Annotated in this window: 18 protein-coding genes and 1 pseudogene; 10 read left to right on the forward strand and 9 right to left on the reverse strand. The window is 73.0% G+C overall.

Annotated elements, in window-relative coordinates:
- Positions 1-103: 103 nt before the first annotated feature.
- Positions 104-385, reverse strand: a pseudogene (locus tag ACWCYO_RS31030) (YciI family protein); the annotation flags it as partial.
- 230 nt (positions 386-615) lie between these two features.
- On the opposite strand from ACWCYO_RS31030, the gene ACWCYO_RS31035 reads away from it, so the two are divergent.
- A complete protein-coding gene (locus ACWCYO_RS31035; protein ID WP_449786063.1) occupies positions 616-1,092 on the forward strand; it encodes a hypothetical protein in 477 nt (158 codons plus the stop codon).
- 12 nt (positions 1,093-1,104) lie between these two features.
- Here ACWCYO_RS31035 and ACWCYO_RS31040 read toward each other — a convergent pair whose 3' ends face one another.
- The 3 genes from ACWCYO_RS31040 to ACWCYO_RS31050 form a co-directional block, all read right to left on the reverse strand.
- On the reverse strand, positions 1,105-1,806 hold the full coding sequence (locus ACWCYO_RS31040; protein WP_449786064.1) for a penicillin-binding transpeptidase domain-containing protein: 702 nt from the start codon (positions 1,804-1,806) through the stop codon (positions 1,105-1,107).
- Between the two features lie 231 nt (positions 1,807-2,037).
- Positions 2,038-3,087, reverse strand: a complete 1,050-nt coding sequence (locus tag ACWCYO_RS31045) for an alcohol dehydrogenase catalytic domain-containing protein (protein ID WP_449786065.1) — start codon at positions 3,085-3,087, stop codon at positions 2,038-2,040.
- A 256-nt stretch (positions 3,088-3,343) separates the two neighbouring features.
- A complete protein-coding gene (locus ACWCYO_RS31050) occupies positions 3,344-3,703 on the reverse strand; it encodes a zinc ribbon domain-containing protein YjdM (RefSeq protein ID WP_449786066.1) in 360 nt (119 codons plus the stop codon).
- Between the two features lie 245 nt (positions 3,704-3,948).
- On the opposite strand from ACWCYO_RS31050, the gene ACWCYO_RS31055 reads away from it, so the two are divergent.
- Together ACWCYO_RS31055 and ACWCYO_RS31060 are read left to right on the forward strand one after the other, a co-directional pair.
- Positions 3,949-5,193 carry a styrene monooxygenase/indole monooxygenase family protein gene (locus ACWCYO_RS31055; protein ID WP_449786067.1) on the forward strand — a complete coding sequence of 415 codons (1,245 nt, stop codon included), beginning with the start codon at positions 3,949-3,951 and terminating at the stop codon, positions 5,191-5,193.
- Between the two features lie 135 nt (positions 5,194-5,328).
- Complete coding sequence (locus tag ACWCYO_RS31060; protein WP_270139629.1) at positions 5,329-5,874, forward strand: hypothetical protein; 546 nt, start codon at positions 5,329-5,331, stop codon at positions 5,872-5,874.
- A gap of 403 nt (positions 5,875-6,277) precedes the next feature.
- Here ACWCYO_RS31060 and ACWCYO_RS31065 read toward each other — a convergent pair whose 3' ends face one another.
- Both ACWCYO_RS31065 and ACWCYO_RS31070 read right to left on the reverse strand, forming a co-directional pair.
- The gene (locus ACWCYO_RS31065) at positions 6,278-7,021 is read right to left on the reverse strand and encodes an SOS response-associated peptidase (RefSeq protein ID WP_449786068.1); all 744 of its coding nucleotides are present in this window, start codon (positions 7,019-7,021) and stop codon (positions 6,278-6,280) included.
- Between the two features lie 38 nt (positions 7,022-7,059).
- Positions 7,060-7,806, reverse strand: coding sequence for an AraC family transcriptional regulator (locus ACWCYO_RS31070; RefSeq protein WP_449786078.1), 747 nt, complete (start codon positions 7,804-7,806; stop codon positions 7,060-7,062).
- 51 nt (positions 7,807-7,857) lie between these two features.
- Here ACWCYO_RS31070 and ACWCYO_RS31075 point away from each other — a divergent pair, with 51 nt between their 5' ends.
- From ACWCYO_RS31075 to ACWCYO_RS31100, 6 genes are all read left to right on the forward strand, one after another.
- A complete protein-coding gene (locus ACWCYO_RS31075) occupies positions 7,858-8,166 on the forward strand; it encodes a rhodanese-like domain-containing protein (RefSeq protein ID WP_449786069.1) in 309 nt (102 codons plus the stop codon).
- A 55-nt stretch (positions 8,167-8,221) separates the two neighbouring features.
- On the forward strand, positions 8,222-9,163 hold the full coding sequence (locus tag ACWCYO_RS31080; RefSeq protein ID WP_449786070.1) for a TIGR01777 family oxidoreductase: 942 nt from the start codon (positions 8,222-8,224) through the stop codon (positions 9,161-9,163).
- 110 nt (positions 9,164-9,273) lie between these two features.
- Complete coding sequence (locus tag ACWCYO_RS31085) at positions 9,274-10,095, forward strand: PH domain-containing protein (protein ID WP_449786071.1); 822 nt, start codon at positions 9,274-9,276, stop codon at positions 10,093-10,095.
- A gap of 285 nt (positions 10,096-10,380) precedes the next feature.
- Positions 10,381-12,021 carry an alpha/beta hydrolase gene (locus ACWCYO_RS31090; RefSeq protein WP_449786072.1) on the forward strand — a complete coding sequence of 547 codons (1,641 nt, stop codon included), beginning with the start codon at positions 10,381-10,383 and terminating at the stop codon, positions 12,019-12,021.
- A 345-nt stretch (positions 12,022-12,366) separates the two neighbouring features.
- A complete protein-coding gene (locus ACWCYO_RS31095) occupies positions 12,367-12,723 on the forward strand; it encodes a hypothetical protein (RefSeq protein ID WP_270139617.1) in 357 nt (118 codons plus the stop codon).
- 16 nt (positions 12,724-12,739) lie between these two features.
- A complete protein-coding gene (locus ACWCYO_RS31100) occupies positions 12,740-13,099 on the forward strand; it encodes a hypothetical protein (RefSeq protein ID WP_449786073.1) in 360 nt (119 codons plus the stop codon).
- Positions 13,100-13,283: 184 nt separating this feature from the next.
- Here the strand turns inward: ACWCYO_RS31100 and ACWCYO_RS31105 are convergent, their stop codons facing one another.
- The 3 genes from ACWCYO_RS31105 to ACWCYO_RS31115 form a co-directional block, all read right to left on the reverse strand.
- The gene (locus tag ACWCYO_RS31105) at positions 13,284-14,621 is read right to left on the reverse strand and encodes a M64 family metallopeptidase (RefSeq protein WP_449786074.1); all 1,338 of its coding nucleotides are present in this window, start codon (positions 14,619-14,621) and stop codon (positions 13,284-13,286) included.
- A gap of 75 nt (positions 14,622-14,696) precedes the next feature.
- On the reverse strand, positions 14,697-15,419 hold the full coding sequence (locus ACWCYO_RS31110; RefSeq protein WP_449786075.1) for a hypothetical protein: 723 nt from the start codon (positions 15,417-15,419) through the stop codon (positions 14,697-14,699).
- 44 nt (positions 15,420-15,463) lie between these two features.
- Positions 15,464-16,189, reverse strand: a complete 726-nt coding sequence (locus tag ACWCYO_RS31115) for a hypothetical protein (RefSeq protein ID WP_449786076.1) — start codon at positions 16,187-16,189, stop codon at positions 15,464-15,466.
- Positions 16,190-16,372: 183 nt separating this feature from the next.
- Here ACWCYO_RS31115 and ACWCYO_RS31120 point away from each other — a divergent pair, with 183 nt between their 5' ends.
- Entirely contained in the window at positions 16,373-17,197 is an 825-nt protein-coding gene (locus ACWCYO_RS31120; protein WP_449786077.1) for an SAM-dependent methyltransferase, read from the forward strand.
- Positions 17,198-17,347 lie beyond the last annotated feature (150 nt).

A 17,347-nucleotide genomic window follows, 5' to 3' on the forward strand; every position in this document is an offset into this window, starting at 1 on the left:
GGCGGTCCGGAGTCGGTGGCGCTGGACCCCGGACCGCCTTCGACCGTTCGTGGAGACCCCAGGGGCCCGGTGGCCCGGGTCAGGACGGGCGGCCGCCGAACCGTCAGTCGGGCACCTCGATGTCGGCGTACCGGTCCGGCCTCAGGAGGGCGCGTGCGGTGTCCGGGTCCGGTGCCCGGACCAGGGCCGCCGTGCACAGCCGGTCGGCGCGGTCGTCGGACAGCAGCGGCCCGTAGGCGATGAGGTCGTCCTGGTCGGGCGGGACGGTGAGATCGGCGCCCTGCCCGCCGTCGAGGCCGAGCACGAGGTAGTGGTTACCGCCGGTCCGGCCACCGGGGAAGTCCCACATGGTGCGCCCGAGCAGGTTGCGCCACCGCCGCAGCACCCGCCGGGAAGCGGTGTTCGTCTCGTCGCAGGTCAGCAGCGCCCCGCTGATGCCCAGCGCGGCGGCCAGCATCGCGGTCGCACGGCCCCTCCGCCGGGTGCCCGGCCGTACGCCGTAGGCGAGGCCCACTGAGCGTGTGTTGTCCGGGTGGGTTGACGACGAACCAAGGGCTGCGGCGTGCCCGGTGCTGCTAGCGTGGCGCGGAGATCCACAGGGACGGGAGTACGGGCGTGACGGGTGGGCATCGGTGGCTGCTGGACGAGACGCCCTGGCCGGCGCAGGCGCGGTTGGGTTACGGGGAGTTGGTCGAACTGGTCACGCCCGAGCCGCCGGTGCCGGAGGCGGGGTGGCTGGGGGAGGGGATGGTCGGCAGCCGGGGTGTGGTGGTCGGCTGCGAGGTCGAGGGCGACGGACCGGTGTACGGGGTGGTGACCGAGGACGGGAGCCCGTGGCGGCTGCGGCCGGAGTTCCTGGCCGCGCTGGGCGGCCGGTGGGCGGACCTGCCGCCCCGCTACCGCAGTGACCTGCCGGAGGGCACCCGGGTGCGGATCCTGGTCGGCCCGGCCCCGGAGGGCGGGCCGACCGGGGCCGTCGGGCGGGTCACCGGGCTTTGGTGGGAGTGCGCGCTGGAGCCGCCGACGGGATACACCGTCGAGGTGGGCGAGTACACCCACTGCATGACTCCGGAGCAGGTCGAGCTGCTCTGACTGCGGGCGGGGTCAGCCCTTGCCGCCCGCCTTCAGGACCTGGGCCGCGGCCACACCCGCGGCGCTGTTGCCATGGCCGCCGCCCTCGACCTCGGCGGCGACGGCGAGGTCGTTGCGGTAGGCGATGAACCAGCTGTTGGTGGCCTGGCGGTCACCGGCCTCGACGGTGCCGGTCTTGGCGCCGATCTGGCCGCTCAGCCCGGACATCGGGGCCCGCGCGGTGCCCTGGGTCGCCGTCCTGGCCATCATCGAGCGCAGGCTCTGGGCGACGTCGGCGGGCAGACGGCCGGGGGCCGTCACGCGCTTGGCGTCTTCGCGCAGCACGGGCTGACGGAACGTTCCGCTCTGCACGGTGGCGGCGACGGAGGCCATCAGCAGCGAGTTCACCTGGATCTGGCCCTGACCGATGTACTCGGCGGCGGCCTCGTCCTTGTTACCCGGGACCGGGATGGTGGCGTCCCGGCTGGGGATGCCGATCCGCCACTGCAGGCCGAGGCCGAACTGGTCGCGGGCGACCGACGTCAGGGTGCCGGGCTGGACGTTGTAGGCGCCGTATCCGCCGACGACCACCAGCGCGGCGAACACCCCGCCCACCGCCACCAGCCAGACCCGGCGGGACCGCGAGCGGCCCGGGGCCTGCTCGTGGTCGGCGTGGACGAGGTGGTCGTCGTGGTGGTCCTCTTCGTGGAAATGCTCGTCGTGTTCTTCGTACACCGTGCTGCGTCCCCCCTGCGTACCTCTGTGACCTGCCGCCCGCCCCCTCCGGCACTGGCCGGGCCGTTCGGGCCCGGACAGCCTATGCGGACACGGCCGGTCGACGGCGGGGGCTTTGCGAGTGCTTGGCCTGCCGAGGGTTCGGGCCGGCCGGGTTAAGCCGGAGGCGAAGGTCGGAGGCGATGACCCGGCCGAGGGCTCCCCGGCGGTGCGGCGGGCAGGGGGTACGGATCAGCGGCCGGTGGTGACGACCATGCGGAACCGGGCCTGGCCGCTGGTCATCTTCGCGACGGCGGCGCCGGTCTCCTCCAGCGGGAGTTCCTCGATCCAGGCCCGCACGCCGGTCTGGGCGGCGAAGCGCAGGGTGTCCTGGGTGTCGACGGCAGCGCCGGAGGCGTGGGCGTAGACCTTGCGGGTGCCGGTCAGCAACTGCAGTGGGCTGACGGTGAGTTGGTCGGAGGACACGCCGACGATGACGAGTTCGCCGCGGCGGCCCAGGCCGTCGATGGTGGCGGACATCGCGTCGGCGTCGGTGACGGTGGCCAGGACCACCTTTGCGCCGCCGAGCGCCTGCAGGGCCTCGGCGACGCTGCCGGCGGTGCTGTCGACGTAGTGGTCGGCGCCGAGCTTGCGGGCCAGCGGCTCCTTCTCCGAACCGCGGGCGATCGCGACGGTGCGCAAGCCCATCGCGTGGGCGAACTGCACGCCCAGGTGGCCGAGGCCGCCCAGGCCGAGGATCGCCACGGTGTCGCCCGGGCGGGCGGCGGAGCGGCGCAGGGCGTTGAAGACGGTCACTCCGGCGCAGGCCAGCGGCGCGGCCTCGGTGGCGGTCAGCTCGTCCGGCACGGCGGCGAGCGCGTCGGCGGGCACGATGACGGAGTCGGCGTAGCCGCCCGGGTAGGCGGCACCGGGGACCTGCAGCTGGGCGCAGTTGATGGCGTCGCCGTCGCGGCAGGCGTCGCAGCGCCCGCAGCTTCCGCCGAACCAGCCGACCGCGACCCGGTCGCCCACCGTCCAGCCCTCGACACCGTCGCCGAGGGCGTCGATGCGGCCGGCGATCTCGTGACCGGGAGTGACCGGGAAGGTGGTGCCGGGCAGCATGCCGGCCGCGATCAGCAGATCGGAGTGGCACACGCCGCACGCCTCGACGGCGATGCGGACCTGGCCGTGGCCGGGCTCGCGGAGCGGAACCTCGACCAGCTCGGGATCCACGCCCGGGGCGGCGATCCGGACGGCGCGCACGACGCCGTCGGTGGAGGCGGAGGGGGTGGTGGCAGCCATGAAGGGTCCTTCGTCATGGGAGTCGGCGCGGGGCGGGCCCGCACACGCTGACCACACCAGCTTGATACGTCCACCGACGCTTGGCCACGCACCGCCGGTCCGACGACGGGTCCACCGTGGGTGGTCCCCGCTCACGCCGCAGGCTGGACGCAGCCGCCGGAATCCGTCCCGGTTCCGGGCGGAGGTGTGGCGGGAACGGCGACGGCCCGTACGAGCGTGCTGCTCGTACGGGCCGGCTCCACGGTCAGACGTCTGCTCAGGCCTTCTTCACCACACTGGACTTGAGTTGCATCGCGCCGAAGCCCTCGATCCGGCAGTCGATGTCGTGGCCGTCCACGCCGTCGACCAGGCGGATGTTGCGGACCTTGGTGCCGGCCTTGATGCCGGAGACGCTGCCCTTGACCTTGAGGGCCTTGACCACGGTCACCGTGTCGCCGTCGCTCAGCACGTTGCCGACCGAGTCCCGGATCACCCGCCCGCCCGCCCCGGCCGTCGGCTCGGCGCCGCCCTCGGCGGGCACCCACTCGTGGCCGCACTCCGGGCAGACCATCAGGGCGTTCATCTCGTAGGTGTACTCGCTGGAGCACGAGGGGCACGGGGGAAGGGTGTCGCTCATGGGCTCTGGCTGTCCTGTTCTGTCCGGTCGGCGCGGGTGTCGGCGGCTGGCCAGCCTCTATGAAATTGAAGAATTTTTCAAATCGCCATCCCGGTGCCGCGTCCACTCCCCGGCGCCTACCCGGCCCGGGGCGCCCGCCCCGTCCGCGCCGTGGACGCGGGCGCTCCGGCCTGATATCCAGGCCACTGGCAACCGGGCGGAGCGGGCGCCGCCGGGCCGGACGGACCACCAAGGAAGCAGGGGCGATGCGCAGGATCCTGATCGTCGGCGCCGGGCAGGCCGGCCTCCAACTGGCCCTCGGGCTGCAGTCCCACGGCTACGACGTGACGCTGCTGACCGACCGCGACGCGCAGGAGGTGCGGGACGGGCGGGTGCTGTCCACCCAGTGCATGTTCGACTCCGGGCTGCGCACCGAGCGCGCCCTCGGCCTCGACCTGTGGGCCGAGCGGGCGCCCCGGATCGAGGGGGTCGGCGTGTCGGTCGGCGGGCCGGAATCGGCCCGGGTGATCGACTGGGTCGGGCGGCTGGACGGCTACGCGCAGTCCGTCGACCAGCGGCTGAAGATGTCCACCTGGCTGGAGACCTTCGCCGCCCGCGGCGGCCGGGTGGAACTGCGCCAGGTGAGCGCCGCCGACCTCGAGCACCTCGCCGGCTCGTACGACCTGGTGCTGGTCGCCTCCGGCAAGGGCAAGCTGGCCTCGCTGTTCGAACGCGACCAGGAGCGGTCCCCGTACCTGCGGCCGCAGCGCGCGCTGGCCGTGAGCTACGTTTACGGGCTCGCGCCGCGCCCCGAGCACGACTTCCCGGCGGTGCGCTGCAACCTGGTGCCCGGCATCGGCGAGTTCTTCGTCATGCCGGCCCTGACGGCCGCCGGGCCCTGCGACATCCTGTTCTGGGAGGCCCAGCCGGGCGGTCCGGCGGACGCCTTCGACGGGCTCCGCGACCCGGCCGAACACCTGCGGGTGATGCTGGAGTTGATGAAGACCTTCACACCTTGGGAGTACGACCGTGCCCGCGCCGGCGTCGAGCTCACCGACGCCGGAGCCACCCTGGCCGGGCGCTTCACCCCGGTGGTCCGCCGTCCGGTCGGCGAACTGCCGGGCGGTGAGGCGGTGCTGGGCGTCGCCGACGTGGTCGTCACCAACGACCCGATCACCGGCCAGGGCGCCAACAACGCGGCCAAGTGCGCCGCGCTGTACCTCGATGCGATCCTCGCGCACGGCGACAAGCCCTTCGACCGGGACTTCCAGCAGTCCGCCTTCGACCGCTTCTGGACGGACACCGCGCGCGCCGTCACCACCTGGACGAACGCGATGCTCGCCCCGGCTCCCCCGCACGCGGTGGAGCTGCTCGGCGCGGCCGGTCAACTCCCCGCGGTGGCGGACCGGTTCGCCAACTCCTTCGACAACCCGACGGACGTCGAGGAGTGGCTCCTCGACCCGGAGAAGGCGAGTGCCTACCTGGCCTCGGTGGCGGCACCGCGGGGTTGAGCGTCGGACGCGTCACGGTGAGGTCAAGGTCTGGACAAGTTCCGCGCGGGGACGTGCTGATCATGGTGGGTTCGTGTCAACCCCGGCCCGCCGGGGGACATCCACGCACAGGACGCGAACTTCAGGAGACACGTGGTGGCGGTCGACGGCAGCAACATGGCGCACGCTGTGATCGAGACGGCGGTGAAGGAACGCACGCGTCTGCACACCGGCCGCAGCCGGACCACGGCGATCGTGGTCCTGCTCCTGCTGGCCGGGCTCGGGCTGTTCCTGGCCCTGGTGGTCGGCAAGACCGACCCGACCAGCGCCCCGACCTGTGACGGGAAGACCATGACCCAGGGCGACGAGTGCCGGATCTGGTCCAACCACGGTGGCGGAGGCACCTTCGGCTACCAGGAGATGATCGACCGCCGGGAATCCGGGAAGGGCGTGTGGCAGGTGGTCGGCTTCGTCGGCACCGGGCTGTCCGTCGTCCTGATGGGCGTGGCGGTCACCAAGCTCAACCCCAAGCGCCCCTGGGGCAATCCGGTCACCGCCGCCTGCCCGCGCTGCCACCAGCCCACCCTGCGGGAGAAGCTGACGGTGCACACCATCACCCGGGGCCGGACCAACTACCGCTACAGCGGCATCGTCACGCTCTGCACGCCGGTCTGCGGCTTCACGGCGGTGCGCCAGCGCTGACACCGGTCGGGGCCTGGAGTTCGCCCGTGAGCTGGCGGAGCTCGTGGGCGAGCAGGTCGCCGCGTCCATCAACATGCCCTCGCCGTGGCCGAGGCCGGCCGTCCAGCCGTAGGCCATCTTCTGGGCCAGATGCCGGCCGAGGTGCAAGGTGGCTGCCAGAGCGGCGAGTTGGTCAGTGCTCAGCGAGACCTGCCGAAAGTCCTTGACCGCCCGGAACACCGCGCCCGCGAAGCCGGTGATCTTCAGGGCGGCCATCACCGAGTAGCCGTCGCGGACGCTCCCCGAGAGCTCGTAACGGCGTTCCCGTCGTGGTGGTCGACCCCTGGGATCAGCCCGTCCTTGCGGTAGAACCACCGCAGTGCGGGCGAACCGTCCTGTCAGCGGATTCCGCCGACGGCGCGGCTCAGTCCGCGAGGCCCAGTGGGTCCGGGGCGGTGTCGAGCAGTTCGGGGCCGTTGTTGCGCACGCTGTTGACGGTGGGTGGGACGGCGCGCACCCGTAGGGCGCCGTCGGCGGGGCGGCGCAGCAGGTGGTGGAGCTCGGCCGGGTCGGTGTGGCCGGGGGAGAGCCAGGTGGAGAGGTCGTCGGGGGCGATGGTGAGCGGCATCCGGTCGTGGACGCGCCCGGCGGAGTCGGTGGCGTCGGTGGTGATGACGGTGGTGGTGGCGAGCCAGGCGAGCGGGTCGTCGTCGGGGCGGGTGGGGTCGCGCCAGAACTCGTACAGGCCGGCCATCAGCATCACGCTGCCGGTGCTGAGGAAGTACGGCTGCTTGTACTTCTTGCGGTCGGCGGTGGCGGGCACTTCGCGCCACTCGTAGTAGCCGTCGGCGGGGATGACGCAGCGCCGGGCGGTGAAGGCCTTGCGGAAGGCGGGCTTGATGTCGACGGTCTCCGAGCGGGCGTTGATCATGCGGGCGCCGCCGGACGGCTCCTTGGACCAGGACGGGACGAGGCCCCAGCGCAGCGGACGGAGCTGGCGCAGCACCTCGCCGGTGTCCCGGTCGAGGCGTTCCAGGACGGCCGGGACCGGGTCGGTGGGGGCGACGTTCCAGCTCGGCGCGAGGGTTTCGGCCGGGTCCCACCGGAGCTCTCCGAGCAGCGAGACGAGGTCCTGGGGCGTGGTGGTGGAGACGAAGCGGCCGCACATGCCCCCAGCCTGCCACCCGGGACGGACAACCGGGCTGTTCAGCGTGCCGGACGCTGGTCGGGGGGACCGCCGGCGCGGCCCGGGGTGTGGCCGAAGGTGCGGCGGAAGACGTCGATGAAGGCGCTGGCGGAGGACCAGCCGCAGCGGTGGGCGACGGCGGTGACCGGCTGCTCCTCGGCGAGCAGCACCAGGGCGTGGTGCAGCCGCAGCTGGGTGCGCCACTGGGGGAAGGTCATGCCGAGGTCGGCGCGGAAGAGCCGGGAGAGCGTCCGGTCACTGGCGCCGACCGCCCGGCCGAGTTCGGCGAGGGTGCGGCCGTCGGCGGGGTCGGCGTACAGCAGCGCGCACAGGGACCGCAGCAGCGGGGTGCCGGGCGTGGGCAGGTGGAGCGGCTGCTGGGGCGAGGCGCGCAGCTGGTCGAGCAGGACGGCGCGCAGCCGGGGGCGTTCGGGGCTGTCCTCCTCCGGGGCGCGGGTGTAGGCGACGATCAGTTCGCGCAGCAGCGGGCCGACGGCGAGCACGGTGGGCCGGTGGAGGCCGAGCGGGTTCTCGGTGGCGGGCAGGCCGACGAGGTGCAGTTCGAGCCGGCCGTGCGCCTGGTGGGCGTGGACGGTGCCGGCCGGGATCCAGAGCGCCCGGTTGCCGGGGGCGACCCAGGAGCCGGCGTCGGTGGTGACGGCGACCACGCCGCGGGCGGCGTAGGCGATCTGGTGGTCGTCGTGGCGGTGGGCGTCGATCCCGGCGCGCAACGGCCCGCGCCACCCGCTCGCGACCTTGGGAGCGATTGAGACCTGGGCGTCGACCCCGCGGACCCGTTCACCGCCCACGCCGAGTTGATGCGCCGGGGCGCCCGGCTCACCGTCCACATCCCGCGTGAGCAACTCACGGGCGGGCAGCCGCCGTTGGTCGTCGACGTGCGCACCGCCGACGAGCGGGAGGCCGGCGCCGTCCCCGGCTCCCTCCACCTCCCGCTCGCCGAACTCCCCGCCCGCCACCGCGCACTGCCCACCGACCGCCGCCTCGTCCTGCACCGCGCCGGCGGCAGCCGCTCGTCCATCGCCGCCGGCCTGCCGCGCCGCGACGGAGTGAACCCCTCCCCGATGAAGCCCGTTGTCATCCGCCGCGCCGAGCTGGGGAGGTGCTGAATTGAACGCGTTCAGTTCTCCCGCTAGGCTCGCTGCCGAAGAAGAGGGGGAACTCATGAAGATCGTCATCCCCGGCGGCTCCGGCGCGCTCGGGAACCTGCTCGACCACAGCCTGACGGCCGCCGGCCACCAGGTCGTGGTGCTGAGCCGACGGCCCGCCGGGCCCCGCCAGGTCGGCTGGGACGGCCGCACCCCGGGCGCCTGGACGGCGGAGATCGACGGCAGCGACGCCGTGATCAACCTGGCCGGGCGCAGCGTCAACTGCCGCTACACGCCGGAGAACCAGCGGGCCATGATGGACTCCCGGGTGGACTCCACCCGGGCCGTCGGCCGGGCGATCGCCGCCGCCCGCAGGCCGCCCGCCGTCTGGCTGCAGATGAGCACCGCCACCGTCTACGCCCACCGCCACGACGCGCCCAACGACGAGCTGACCGGGCGGATCGGCGGCAGCGAACCCGACGCCCCGGCCTCCTGGCGGTACAGCATCGACATCGCCCGGGCCTGGGAGGAAGCCCAGACCCGGGCCGACACCCCGCACACCCGCCGCCTCGCGCTGCGCACCGCCGTCGTCCTCGGCCCCGAGCGCGGCGGCGCCCTGGACTCGCTGTCCTGGCTGGCCCGGCTCGGCCTCGGCGGGCCGATCGCGGGCGGCGCGCAGTACGTGTCCTGGATCCACGAGCGGGACTTCGCCCGCGCCGTCGAGTTCCTGATCGAGCACGAGGAGCTCAGCGGTCCGGTCAACCTCGCCGCCCCGAACCCGCTGCCGCAGCGGGAGTTCATGCGCGAGCTGCGCGCGCGTTGGGGCATGCCGATGGGGCTGCCCGCCGCGCGCTGGATGGCGGAGCTCGGCGCCTTCGCCCTCCGCTCGGAGAGCGAACTGCTGCTGAAGAGCCGCCGGGTGGTGCCCACCCGGCTGCTGGGGGCGGGCTTCGCCTTCGCGTACCCGGAGTGGCCGCAGGCCGCCCGCGACCTGGTGCGGCGGCTGCGCGGGCACTGAGGGGTCGTCACGGGGCTGTCACAGCTTCGCGAGGCCGGTTGCCCGGGGCGGGCGCCGGCCGGGAGCGTGAGGGTGTCGAAGGGGGACGGAACGTGGTGCGGCTGGGGTTCATGCAGCAACGGGGGGAGTTGATCGGCGTCAGCTCCATGGTGGCGCTGGTCGTGGCGATCGTCCTCACCGAGACGGAGACGGCCGAGACCGGAGCGGTCTTCCTGGTCATGGCGGCGATCGTCGCCGTCGCGGCCTTCGCGGCGCCCCACGCGTACTGGCTGCGCGCGGACGAGGACGGGCTCACCCTGGTGCGGCTGCTCGTACCGCGCCGCTACGCCTGGGCGGACGTCCGGGGGCTGGCGATGGAACTCGGCCGGGACGAGGAGAACGACGGCCACCACCTCACCCTGCGGCTGCGCCTCGCCGAGCCGCCCGGCCGGTTCTGGGGCCCGCGCCTCGGCCGGATCGACGTCACCGAGCAGGACACCCCGGAGGGCGTCCCGCCCCGGGCCCTGGCCGAGCTCTTCGCCGTCTTCGGCGAACACGAACTGACCGTCGACCTCCCGGAGTTCGCCGATGAGGTGCTCAGGGTGCGCGGCCTGCCGCGGCTGCCGCCGAGGCCGGTGTGGACCCCGCCGGTCGAGGGGGCACCCGGACCGGAGCGGGCCTACGCGGGCGCGCCGGAGATCGAGGACGAGCGGGGTGACCTCGAGGTACTGGGGAAGGCCGTCAAACGGCGGATCCGGCTCAGCCGCGAGTACCTGCTGCGCCGCGCGGCGCTGTCCGACCGGGTGTTCCTGCGCGACGGGGACGGCCTGGCGCTGGCGATCGCCCTGCGGGCGGCGGGGCAGCTGGTGGCGCACGACCAGATCGAGGTCGAGGGCGACCAGCGCCACTACGTGCGCCAGCAGTACCGGAGTTGGTGCACCCTCAATCCTTAGTCGGCACCGGCGCCCGGCCCGTGTGGATGACGTCTTTGGTCGGCACACGGCAGCGACAACTGTCTGTTGAGTAGTACACGCCCATCGAGGAGGGGAGTCAGTCTGCTACCGAACGTTGCCATCGCTGCCTGAAAAGCCGCTCTCGGCCCGGTCGGCGGCGGCGCTCGCGGCAGGTGCGGCGGGCCTGCCAGCAGACCGCGGGCGGTTTCGTACGGATGGTCAAAGCTTGGTAAAGTCCGGTTCACCCCCTGGATGTGCCATTGCACATGTCACATCATGCTCCCCATGAGAAAAGCCATCGCCCTCCTCTCGGCCGCCGCGGCCGTGGCCACCCTCGGCGGGATCGTCGGTCCCGCCGCCTCCGCCGTCGAGCCCGACGGGCCCGACCTGGTCGACACCGGCCAGGGGAAGCTCGTCTGGAGCTCCTGCAACGACACCGCGACCCCGGCGCTCCAGTGCGCCATGCTCGAAGTGCCGGTGGACTACGCCGACCCGCGCGGTCGCAAGATCAAGATCAAGCTCAACCGGCTGCCCGCCACCGCGCCCAAGGACAAGCAGCAGGGCCCGATCCTGCTCAACCCCGGTGGCCCCGGCGACTCCGGGCTCTGGATGCCCGCCTACATCTCCGGCCAGATCCCGGCGGACGTCGCCTCGACCTACGACTGGATCGGCTTCGACCCGCGCGGCACCAACGGCAGCGACCCCCATGTGATCTGCGACGCCCACTACTTCGACGCCGAGCGCCCCGACTACCAGCCGGACCAGGGGACTTCGAAGGCCTGGCTGAAGAAGGCGGCCGGCTACGCCGCCGACTGTGCGGCCGACTGGTCCTGGCTGCTGCCGCACATGACCACCGTCGACAACGCCCGCGACCTGGACAGCATCCGCCGGGCGCTCGGCGTACCGAAGATCAACTTCTACGGCGGTTCCTGGGGCACCTCGCTCGGCTCCACCTACGGCCAGCTCTTCCCCTCGCACGTGCGCCGGATGGTGCTGGACAGCATCGTCGGCCCGACCATCAGCTGGTACGACCACAACGTCCTGCAGGACCAGGAACACCAGCGCCGCTTCGACGCCTTCGCCGACTGGACCGCCAAGGCCGACTCCGTCTACCACCTGGGCACCGACGCCAAGGCCGTCGAGCAGGCCTACTACCGGGTCGAGGACGCGCTGCGGAAGGAGCCGGCGGACGCCGCCCCGGCGACCGGCAAGATCGGCCCCGCCGAACTCGAGGACACCTTCTACGGCGGCGGCTACAACTTCCTGCGCTGGCCCCGGATGGCCACCGTGCTCTCCGCATACCTCACCCAGCACGACACCCGGCCGCTGACCATCGCCTACAACAAGTACGCGGCCCCCGGCGCCGACGACGGCGCCTTCCCGGCCTACAACGCCGCCCAGTGCACCGAGAACGCCTGGCCGCGCGACTGGGAGTTCTGGAAGAAGGACCAGGCCAAGGTCAACGCCACCGCGCCCTTCTACACCTATAACAACATGTGGTACAACGCCGCCTGCATGTTCTGGCCCTACCAGGGCAACCCGACGGGCCGGCTGAAGATCACCGGCAAGGGCCTGCCCCCCGTCCTGCTCTTCCAGGCCACCGAGGACCCCGCCACCCCGTACCAGGGCGGCCTCGCCATGCACGACGCGCTGCCCGGCTCCAAGCTGGTCGTCCAGAACGGCGGCAGCTTCCACGAGATCCTCTTCCACGGCAACGCCTGCCTGGACGACACCTTCACCGCCTACCTCCGCGACGGCAGCCTGCCCCAGGGCAAGGGACGGATCGCCAAGACCTGCGCCCCCGAGGCCGATCCGACCCCGGTGTACGTGACCCCGCCGCCCGCCACCGCGAAGGCACTGACGGCCGCCCCGGCCGCCCCGCTCCCGCCCACCGACCCGGAGGCCGTGCGCGGCGTCCTTCGCTAGACGCCCTCTGACGGCGCGACGGCACCCAGCGGCGCAGCCGGCGACTCCAGGCTGCGCCGCTCCGCCCGTACCCCGTTCGCCGCCTCGACCCCGCCCTGACGGCCCCGGAGCAAGATCATGGAGCGGCCGTGCGCTTCCCGCCGCCGTACGGTGAGCCGCCCGGTGCGCCTGGTCGTGCGCCGGTGCGCCGGTCGGGTGCATGCGCTCAATTCGCCTGTCGAGACGCGAAGTTGGCGCTTTGCGGCGGCGTGGTGGAGCATGGGCGGGGCCCGGTCCCCTGCGGCGCGCCCGCGCCCGGCCGAGGCGGCACGCGTACGGCGAGAGGAGGCGGGTCCCGTGGGTTCGGTGCCACGTCCGTTTCTGGTCCGGGGGAGGGCCGTTCCGCTGGCCAGATACCTGGCGGAGGAGCAGATCGAGGGCCTGGTGGCCTGCTCGTGCATCGGCAACGAGGTCACCATCGACCTCGGCGACACCAGGATCCTGGTGACCCTGGCCGACGTCGGCGGGGTGGTGGGCCTCACCTTCCACATGGTCCAGGACGGCCCGGCCAAGGCTCGGACCTGGACCCGCCGACTGTCGAGCGACACCGCGCCGAGGGAGCTCGCGGCGAGCATCGCCCGGGACGTCCGGACCCTGGAGCGCGAACTGGCGCCGCTGCGGCGCCGGCCCCCGGAGGGGACGGCCCGCCGGCCCGCTCCTTGACGTCTAGGGTGTGGGCGTGGAACGTGATCACGCCTACCGCGACTACCCGTTCGCCGACGGGCACAACGTGCTCTGGGAGCTGGAGGGTTACGGCTCCGACGACCGCCAGCACTCCTCCCGGCTGCTCGGCCGGCAGGACTACCTGCGGGTCCGGCACCTCTTCGCGGCCGAACTCGGGGACGACGACTGGATGATGGCGGGCGGGTACCCTGTGCCGTCACGGCTGTGGCGGCCGATGCAGGAACTGCTCGGACCGCTCGGCTTCGAGCAAGGCCTGGACTACTTCCTCGGCGCCCGGCAGAACCTCCCCGACGGCCGGACCTGGCGACCCGTCCCCGACGGCCGGATACCGGAGGGCCCGGTGCCGTCGCCCTGACAGGCCATCGGCGATGACTCGCCGCAGACCTCGTAGCGGCGGGGCATTCCGTCCGATGGATAAGCTACCCGGCACCACCCGGGAGCCCTGCCGAGGAGGCGTTGCACCTCCTCGGCAGGCTCGCTGCCACCGACTGACGGGCTCGCCCGACGGATCCGACCAGCCGGGTCGATCAGCGGTCCGACTAACGGCTCACCAGCCACGACAGGCTGGCAGTCAGCTCCGTCCGCAGCGCCGGGTCCGCCACCGATGGGGTCTGGTCGGTGGCGACGGCGGTGAGCAGGTGCGGCCAGGAGCGGGGGCCGGTCAGGTGCAGTGCGTCGAGGTCGAGCGCGGTGCGCCCGCGCAGCCGGACCTGCTCGCGCCCGTCCAGGTACCAGCGCAGCACGGTGCCGGGCACCGGCAGGTCGACGGTCAGCCGGTCGGCGGTGGTGAGCCAGGTGTCGGTGGGGGTGGGGCTGGTGAGCGGGGTGGCGTGGCGGTAGAAGCCGGCGATCATCGCCTCCCGCCCGGGCAGGTTGAACTCCCGCCCGAGCGAGCGCATGATCGAGTTCTCGGTCGGCCGGTAGAGCCCCGTCGGGTAGTAACCGCCGCCCTGGTAGCTGCCGACCGTCCCGCCGTCGGGCGAGGACTGGCCCAGCCAGCGAGCCCACTTGGTGTTCTGGTCGAGCATCCGGTCGGCGGTCAGCGTGCTGAGGTTGGCCGCCGGCGGCTCGTCGCCCTGGTAGGTGCCCTGGCCGTCGTAGGCGTACTCGTCGGCGAGCTTGCCCAGCGAGTGCCCGGTCTCGTGCACCGCGATCTGCCCGGATTTGGCGTTGCCGCCCGCCACCGTGGCGATGCCCTCGTAGCCGAGCGGGGACTTGACGTCGTTGTAGCCCGCGCCGCCGTACTTGGCGCTGTTGGCCACCACGATCACCAGGTCCGCCTGCGGGGCCTTGGCGGCGTAGCGCTCGACCGCCTTCTCGTCCACGCAGAGCAGCCGCTCCACGCCGTCGCACCAGAAGTAGGAGCCGAGCGCGGTGTGCCGTACCGTCGCCTGGTCCGGATCACCGGTGACGCCGGACTCGGGCGAAACGGCGGACACCGCCCAGACGTTGAACAGGCGCTGGTAGGTGGCGTACGGCTCGACGGCGGTGATCTCGCGCCACTTCTCGGCGGCGTCGCTGTGGAACTTCTGCTGCTCCTGGGCGGAGTAGCCGTCGCCGATCACCACCACGTCCAGCTTGGTGGCCGGGTCGCCGTTGCGGATCAGGGCGGTGACCTCGCCGTCGCCGCTCGGCGCGGCGAGGCCGGCGGCGGGGGCGGCCAGGTAGGGGGAGGCGGTCGGGGCCGTGGCACGCGAGATGCCGCCGTCCTCGGCGAAGGCCTCCACCGGGTGCCGGGGGCCGTCCGCCGCCGGTGCGCTTCGTCCGTCCGGCGCGGGTGCGCTCCAGGCGGGGGCGGCGCCGAGCAGGGTCGCGGCGAGGGCGGCGGTCAGCAGGGCGGATGCGGTCCTGGCCGTGCAGCTGGTCCTGGTGTGCAAGAGGGTCCTCCCGGTGGGCGGCGGGTGTGGGGAGGTTCCTTCCCTTGTGCGGGACCTGACAATCGCTCAGTGCCTTCATCGTCCGCCGAGCGCCTCCGCCAGGGCGTGGGCCTGATCCTTGCTGATGCCCAGCGCCAGCGGTATCCGCCGGGGGCTGTAGTCCGAGGAGCAGATCGGGATCGGGCTGTCCGGGGTCAGGAACCAGCGCGGCTCCTGCGCGGGATCGCCCACCAGCTGCGTGGCCAACTCCCCGACGGCATCCGGCCGGAGACCGACCGCTGCCAGCGCCTCGGCCACCGCCTGCTGCGCCTCCTCCAGGGGCGTCTCCGCGTCGCCGAGCGCCGGGAGGAGGAGCAGGAAGCGCTGCGCCCGGTCCCGGAGCCCCTCGGCGACCGGATCGCCCTGGGAGTCCGCGAGGTTGACCAGCTCCGGCCAGGACAGCCCGGGGCCGGAGCCGTGCGGACCGAACTGCCCGAGGAACCCGAGCCGGCCCCAGTCGGGGTGGTGGACGACGAAGTCGGTGTCGTTCTCGTCCTCGAAGTTCTGGTAGATCACGCAGGCGGTGTGGCCGTGCCGGAACGGCACCCGCAACAGCAGCGTCGGCGCCTCGGTGTCGAACAACCGCTCCAGCAGGGCCTCGTAGGCCTCCTGGGGCACGCCGTACGCCTCCGGCTCCGCCACGTCGTGCCCCGCGACCAGGAGCAGGTGGGCGAGCCAGAAGGCGGGCTCGTCCGCGAGGCTCTCGCCCAGGAGTACCTCTTCGTCCTCGAACCCGGGAATGTGTGGTGCGACAGTCATACGGGGAGCGTAGTGCGGGGGTCGGACAGGGCGGCCGAGCGAGGTCAGAACTCCTCGAGGGTCCGGTGGCCGACGTACGCCGTGAGCAGCCAGCAGACCGCGCCGATGACCAGGGTGACGACCAGGGGCCACTGGATGGGGATCAGGATGGCCGAGCCGATGGCGGTCGCGAACGCGGCGGCCGCGCCCGAGGCCAGCAACATGCTTGCCATGAGGTCGGCTTCGTCCAGGTACATGGCGGTGAGCACCAGGGCCACCCCGGCGCCGATCAGTGCGCTGAACTCGATCCACTTCAGCCACGGCATGTGCAGGGGCTTCGCGCGGTGGCCGTGGTAGCTGACCTCGATCACCTCGCCCCGCAGGACCTTCAGGTCCACGGTGGTGCCGGGATCGACGTCGTCGTAGAACGCCTCGCCGACGCTGAAGTCGTCGGTGGGTGCGGTCTCGCGGGCGATGGCCAGCTTGTAGGTGGTCGAGCCGTCGTCCGGTTCCGTCCACCGCTTCGTCACCCGGCCGCTCTCCCGGGTCGCGCAGAGCGCGTCGGGCTTCGCCGCCGGAGTGCCGCAGGTCGGCACGGTCCGGTAGGTGCGGACCTCCTCGAAGACGTCGACGAAGCGGACGAAGCCGAACACGGTGAGGGCGAGACCGGCGAGGAGGATCGGGATGTGGGCGAGGGCCCAGAGCCTCTTGCGGAGGCTCGGCGGCGGTTCCGACTTCTTCGGCGGCGGCGGAGGCGTGTCCCGGGGGACCGAGTCCTCAGGCATCGTCACCGCCCAGTGTCCGTACCGTCCGCGCGTTCCTCGGTATTCCCACCGGTCGTACCCCTCCCGCCAGCCCTGTTCGCACCCGGTGCGAAGCCGGGCGCAGACCGGATCATGCCAGGGAAGGGTGACGAGCGCGAGGAATTCCCCCTGCCCGGGCCGGACTTGTAAGGCGGCGCTAGATTGTCCGGCATGACGCCGACGCCTGACACGATGAGCCCGGTCTCGCGCACCGCCCTGTCCGTCGCACGGGTGCGGGCCTACGAGAGCGGCCGGCCGGACCCGCTGTTCGTCGACCCGTACGCGGCGGAGTTCGTCGCGGCGGCCGGGCCGCCCACGGAAGCCCCCGAGGGGACGCGCCTCAGCGGACTCGCCGCGATACTGGTCATGTCCATCATGCTGCGCACCCGCTTCTACGACGACCGGCTGACGGCCGCCGGGGCGGAACAGGTCGTCCTGCTGGCGGCCGGGCTGGACACCCGGGCCTACCGGCTGGACTGGCCCGCCGGGACGCGGGTGTGGGAACTGGACCTGCCGCCGGTTCTGGCCTTCAAGGAGCAGGTGCTCGACTCCGCCGGCGCGGCGCCGAAGTGCGAGCGCGAGGCGCTGGCGGGCGACCTGCTGGACCCCGGCTGGCCGCGCCGCCTGGTCGAGGCGGGCTTCGACCCGCAGCGGCCCACCGCCTGGCTGGCCGAGGGCCTGGTCGTGTACTTCGACGCCGAGCAGGCGGCCGGGCTGCTCACGGCCATCGGCTCGCTGTCCGCCCCGGGCAGCCGCCTGCTGATGGAGCGGGGCCGGGACGTCTCCCGGACTCCGCACGACCCGACCCTGGCCCACGTCACCGAGCTCTGGCAGGGCGGGCTCGGGCCCGACACCGACAAGTGGCTGGACGCCCATGGCTGGTCGACCCGGACGACCTCCCTCGCGGAGGCCGGGGACACCTACGGCCGCCCGCTATCGGACGGCCTCGGCCGGACCAGCGGCTTCATCGAGGCGGTGCGGACGGCCGCCGGGTAGGGGGGCTCAGGGCCTCACGGCTTCACCGCTTCACCAGCGTGCGTGGCGGATCCTCAGCCGCCCCAGCCCCACCACCCCGGAGATCCGGATCGTCGGCCCGCCCCGGGGGGCCGACCGCCCGGGGCCGGAGCGCGGCTCCCGGGAGCCGGG

This window comes from Kitasatospora sp. NPDC001683, assembly GCF_053596495.1.

Excerpts from the sequence above, each read along its gene's own strand:
- ACWCYO_RS31065 (WP_449786068.1), bottom strand. The coding sequence starts at position 7,021 with ATGTGCGGCCGCTTCGTCTCCACCACCACGCCCCAGGACCTCGTCTCG.
- ACWCYO_RS31085 (WP_449786071.1), top strand. The coding sequence starts at position 9,274 with ATGCAGCAACGGGGGGAGTTGATCGGCGTCAGCTCCATGGTGGCGCTG.
- ACWCYO_RS31045 (WP_449786065.1), bottom strand. The coding sequence starts at position 3,087 with ATGGCTGCCACCACCCCCTCCGCCTCCACCGACGGCGTCGTGCGCGCC.
- ACWCYO_RS31055 (WP_449786067.1), top strand. The coding sequence starts at position 3,949 with ATGCGCAGGATCCTGATCGTCGGCGCCGGGCAGGCCGGCCTCCAACTG.
- ACWCYO_RS31090 (WP_449786072.1), top strand. The coding sequence starts at position 10,381 with ATGAGAAAAGCCATCGCCCTCCTCTCGGCCGCCGCGGCCGTGGCCACC.
- ACWCYO_RS31120 (WP_449786077.1), top strand. The coding sequence starts at position 16,373 with ATGACGCCGACGCCTGACACGATGAGCCCGGTCTCGCGCACCGCCCTG.
- ACWCYO_RS31075 (WP_449786069.1), top strand. The coding sequence starts at position 7,858 with ATGCGCCGGGGCGCCCGGCTCACCGTCCACATCCCGCGTGAGCAACTC.
- ACWCYO_RS31080 (WP_449786070.1), top strand. The coding sequence starts at position 8,222 with ATGAAGATCGTCATCCCCGGCGGCTCCGGCGCGCTCGGGAACCTGCTC.
- ACWCYO_RS31110 (WP_449786075.1), bottom strand. The coding sequence starts at position 15,419 with ATGACTGTCGCACCACACATTCCCGGGTTCGAGGACGAAGAGGTACTC.
- ACWCYO_RS31050 (WP_449786066.1), bottom strand. The coding sequence starts at position 3,703 with ATGAGCGACACCCTTCCCCCGTGCCCCTCGTGCTCCAGCGAGTACACC.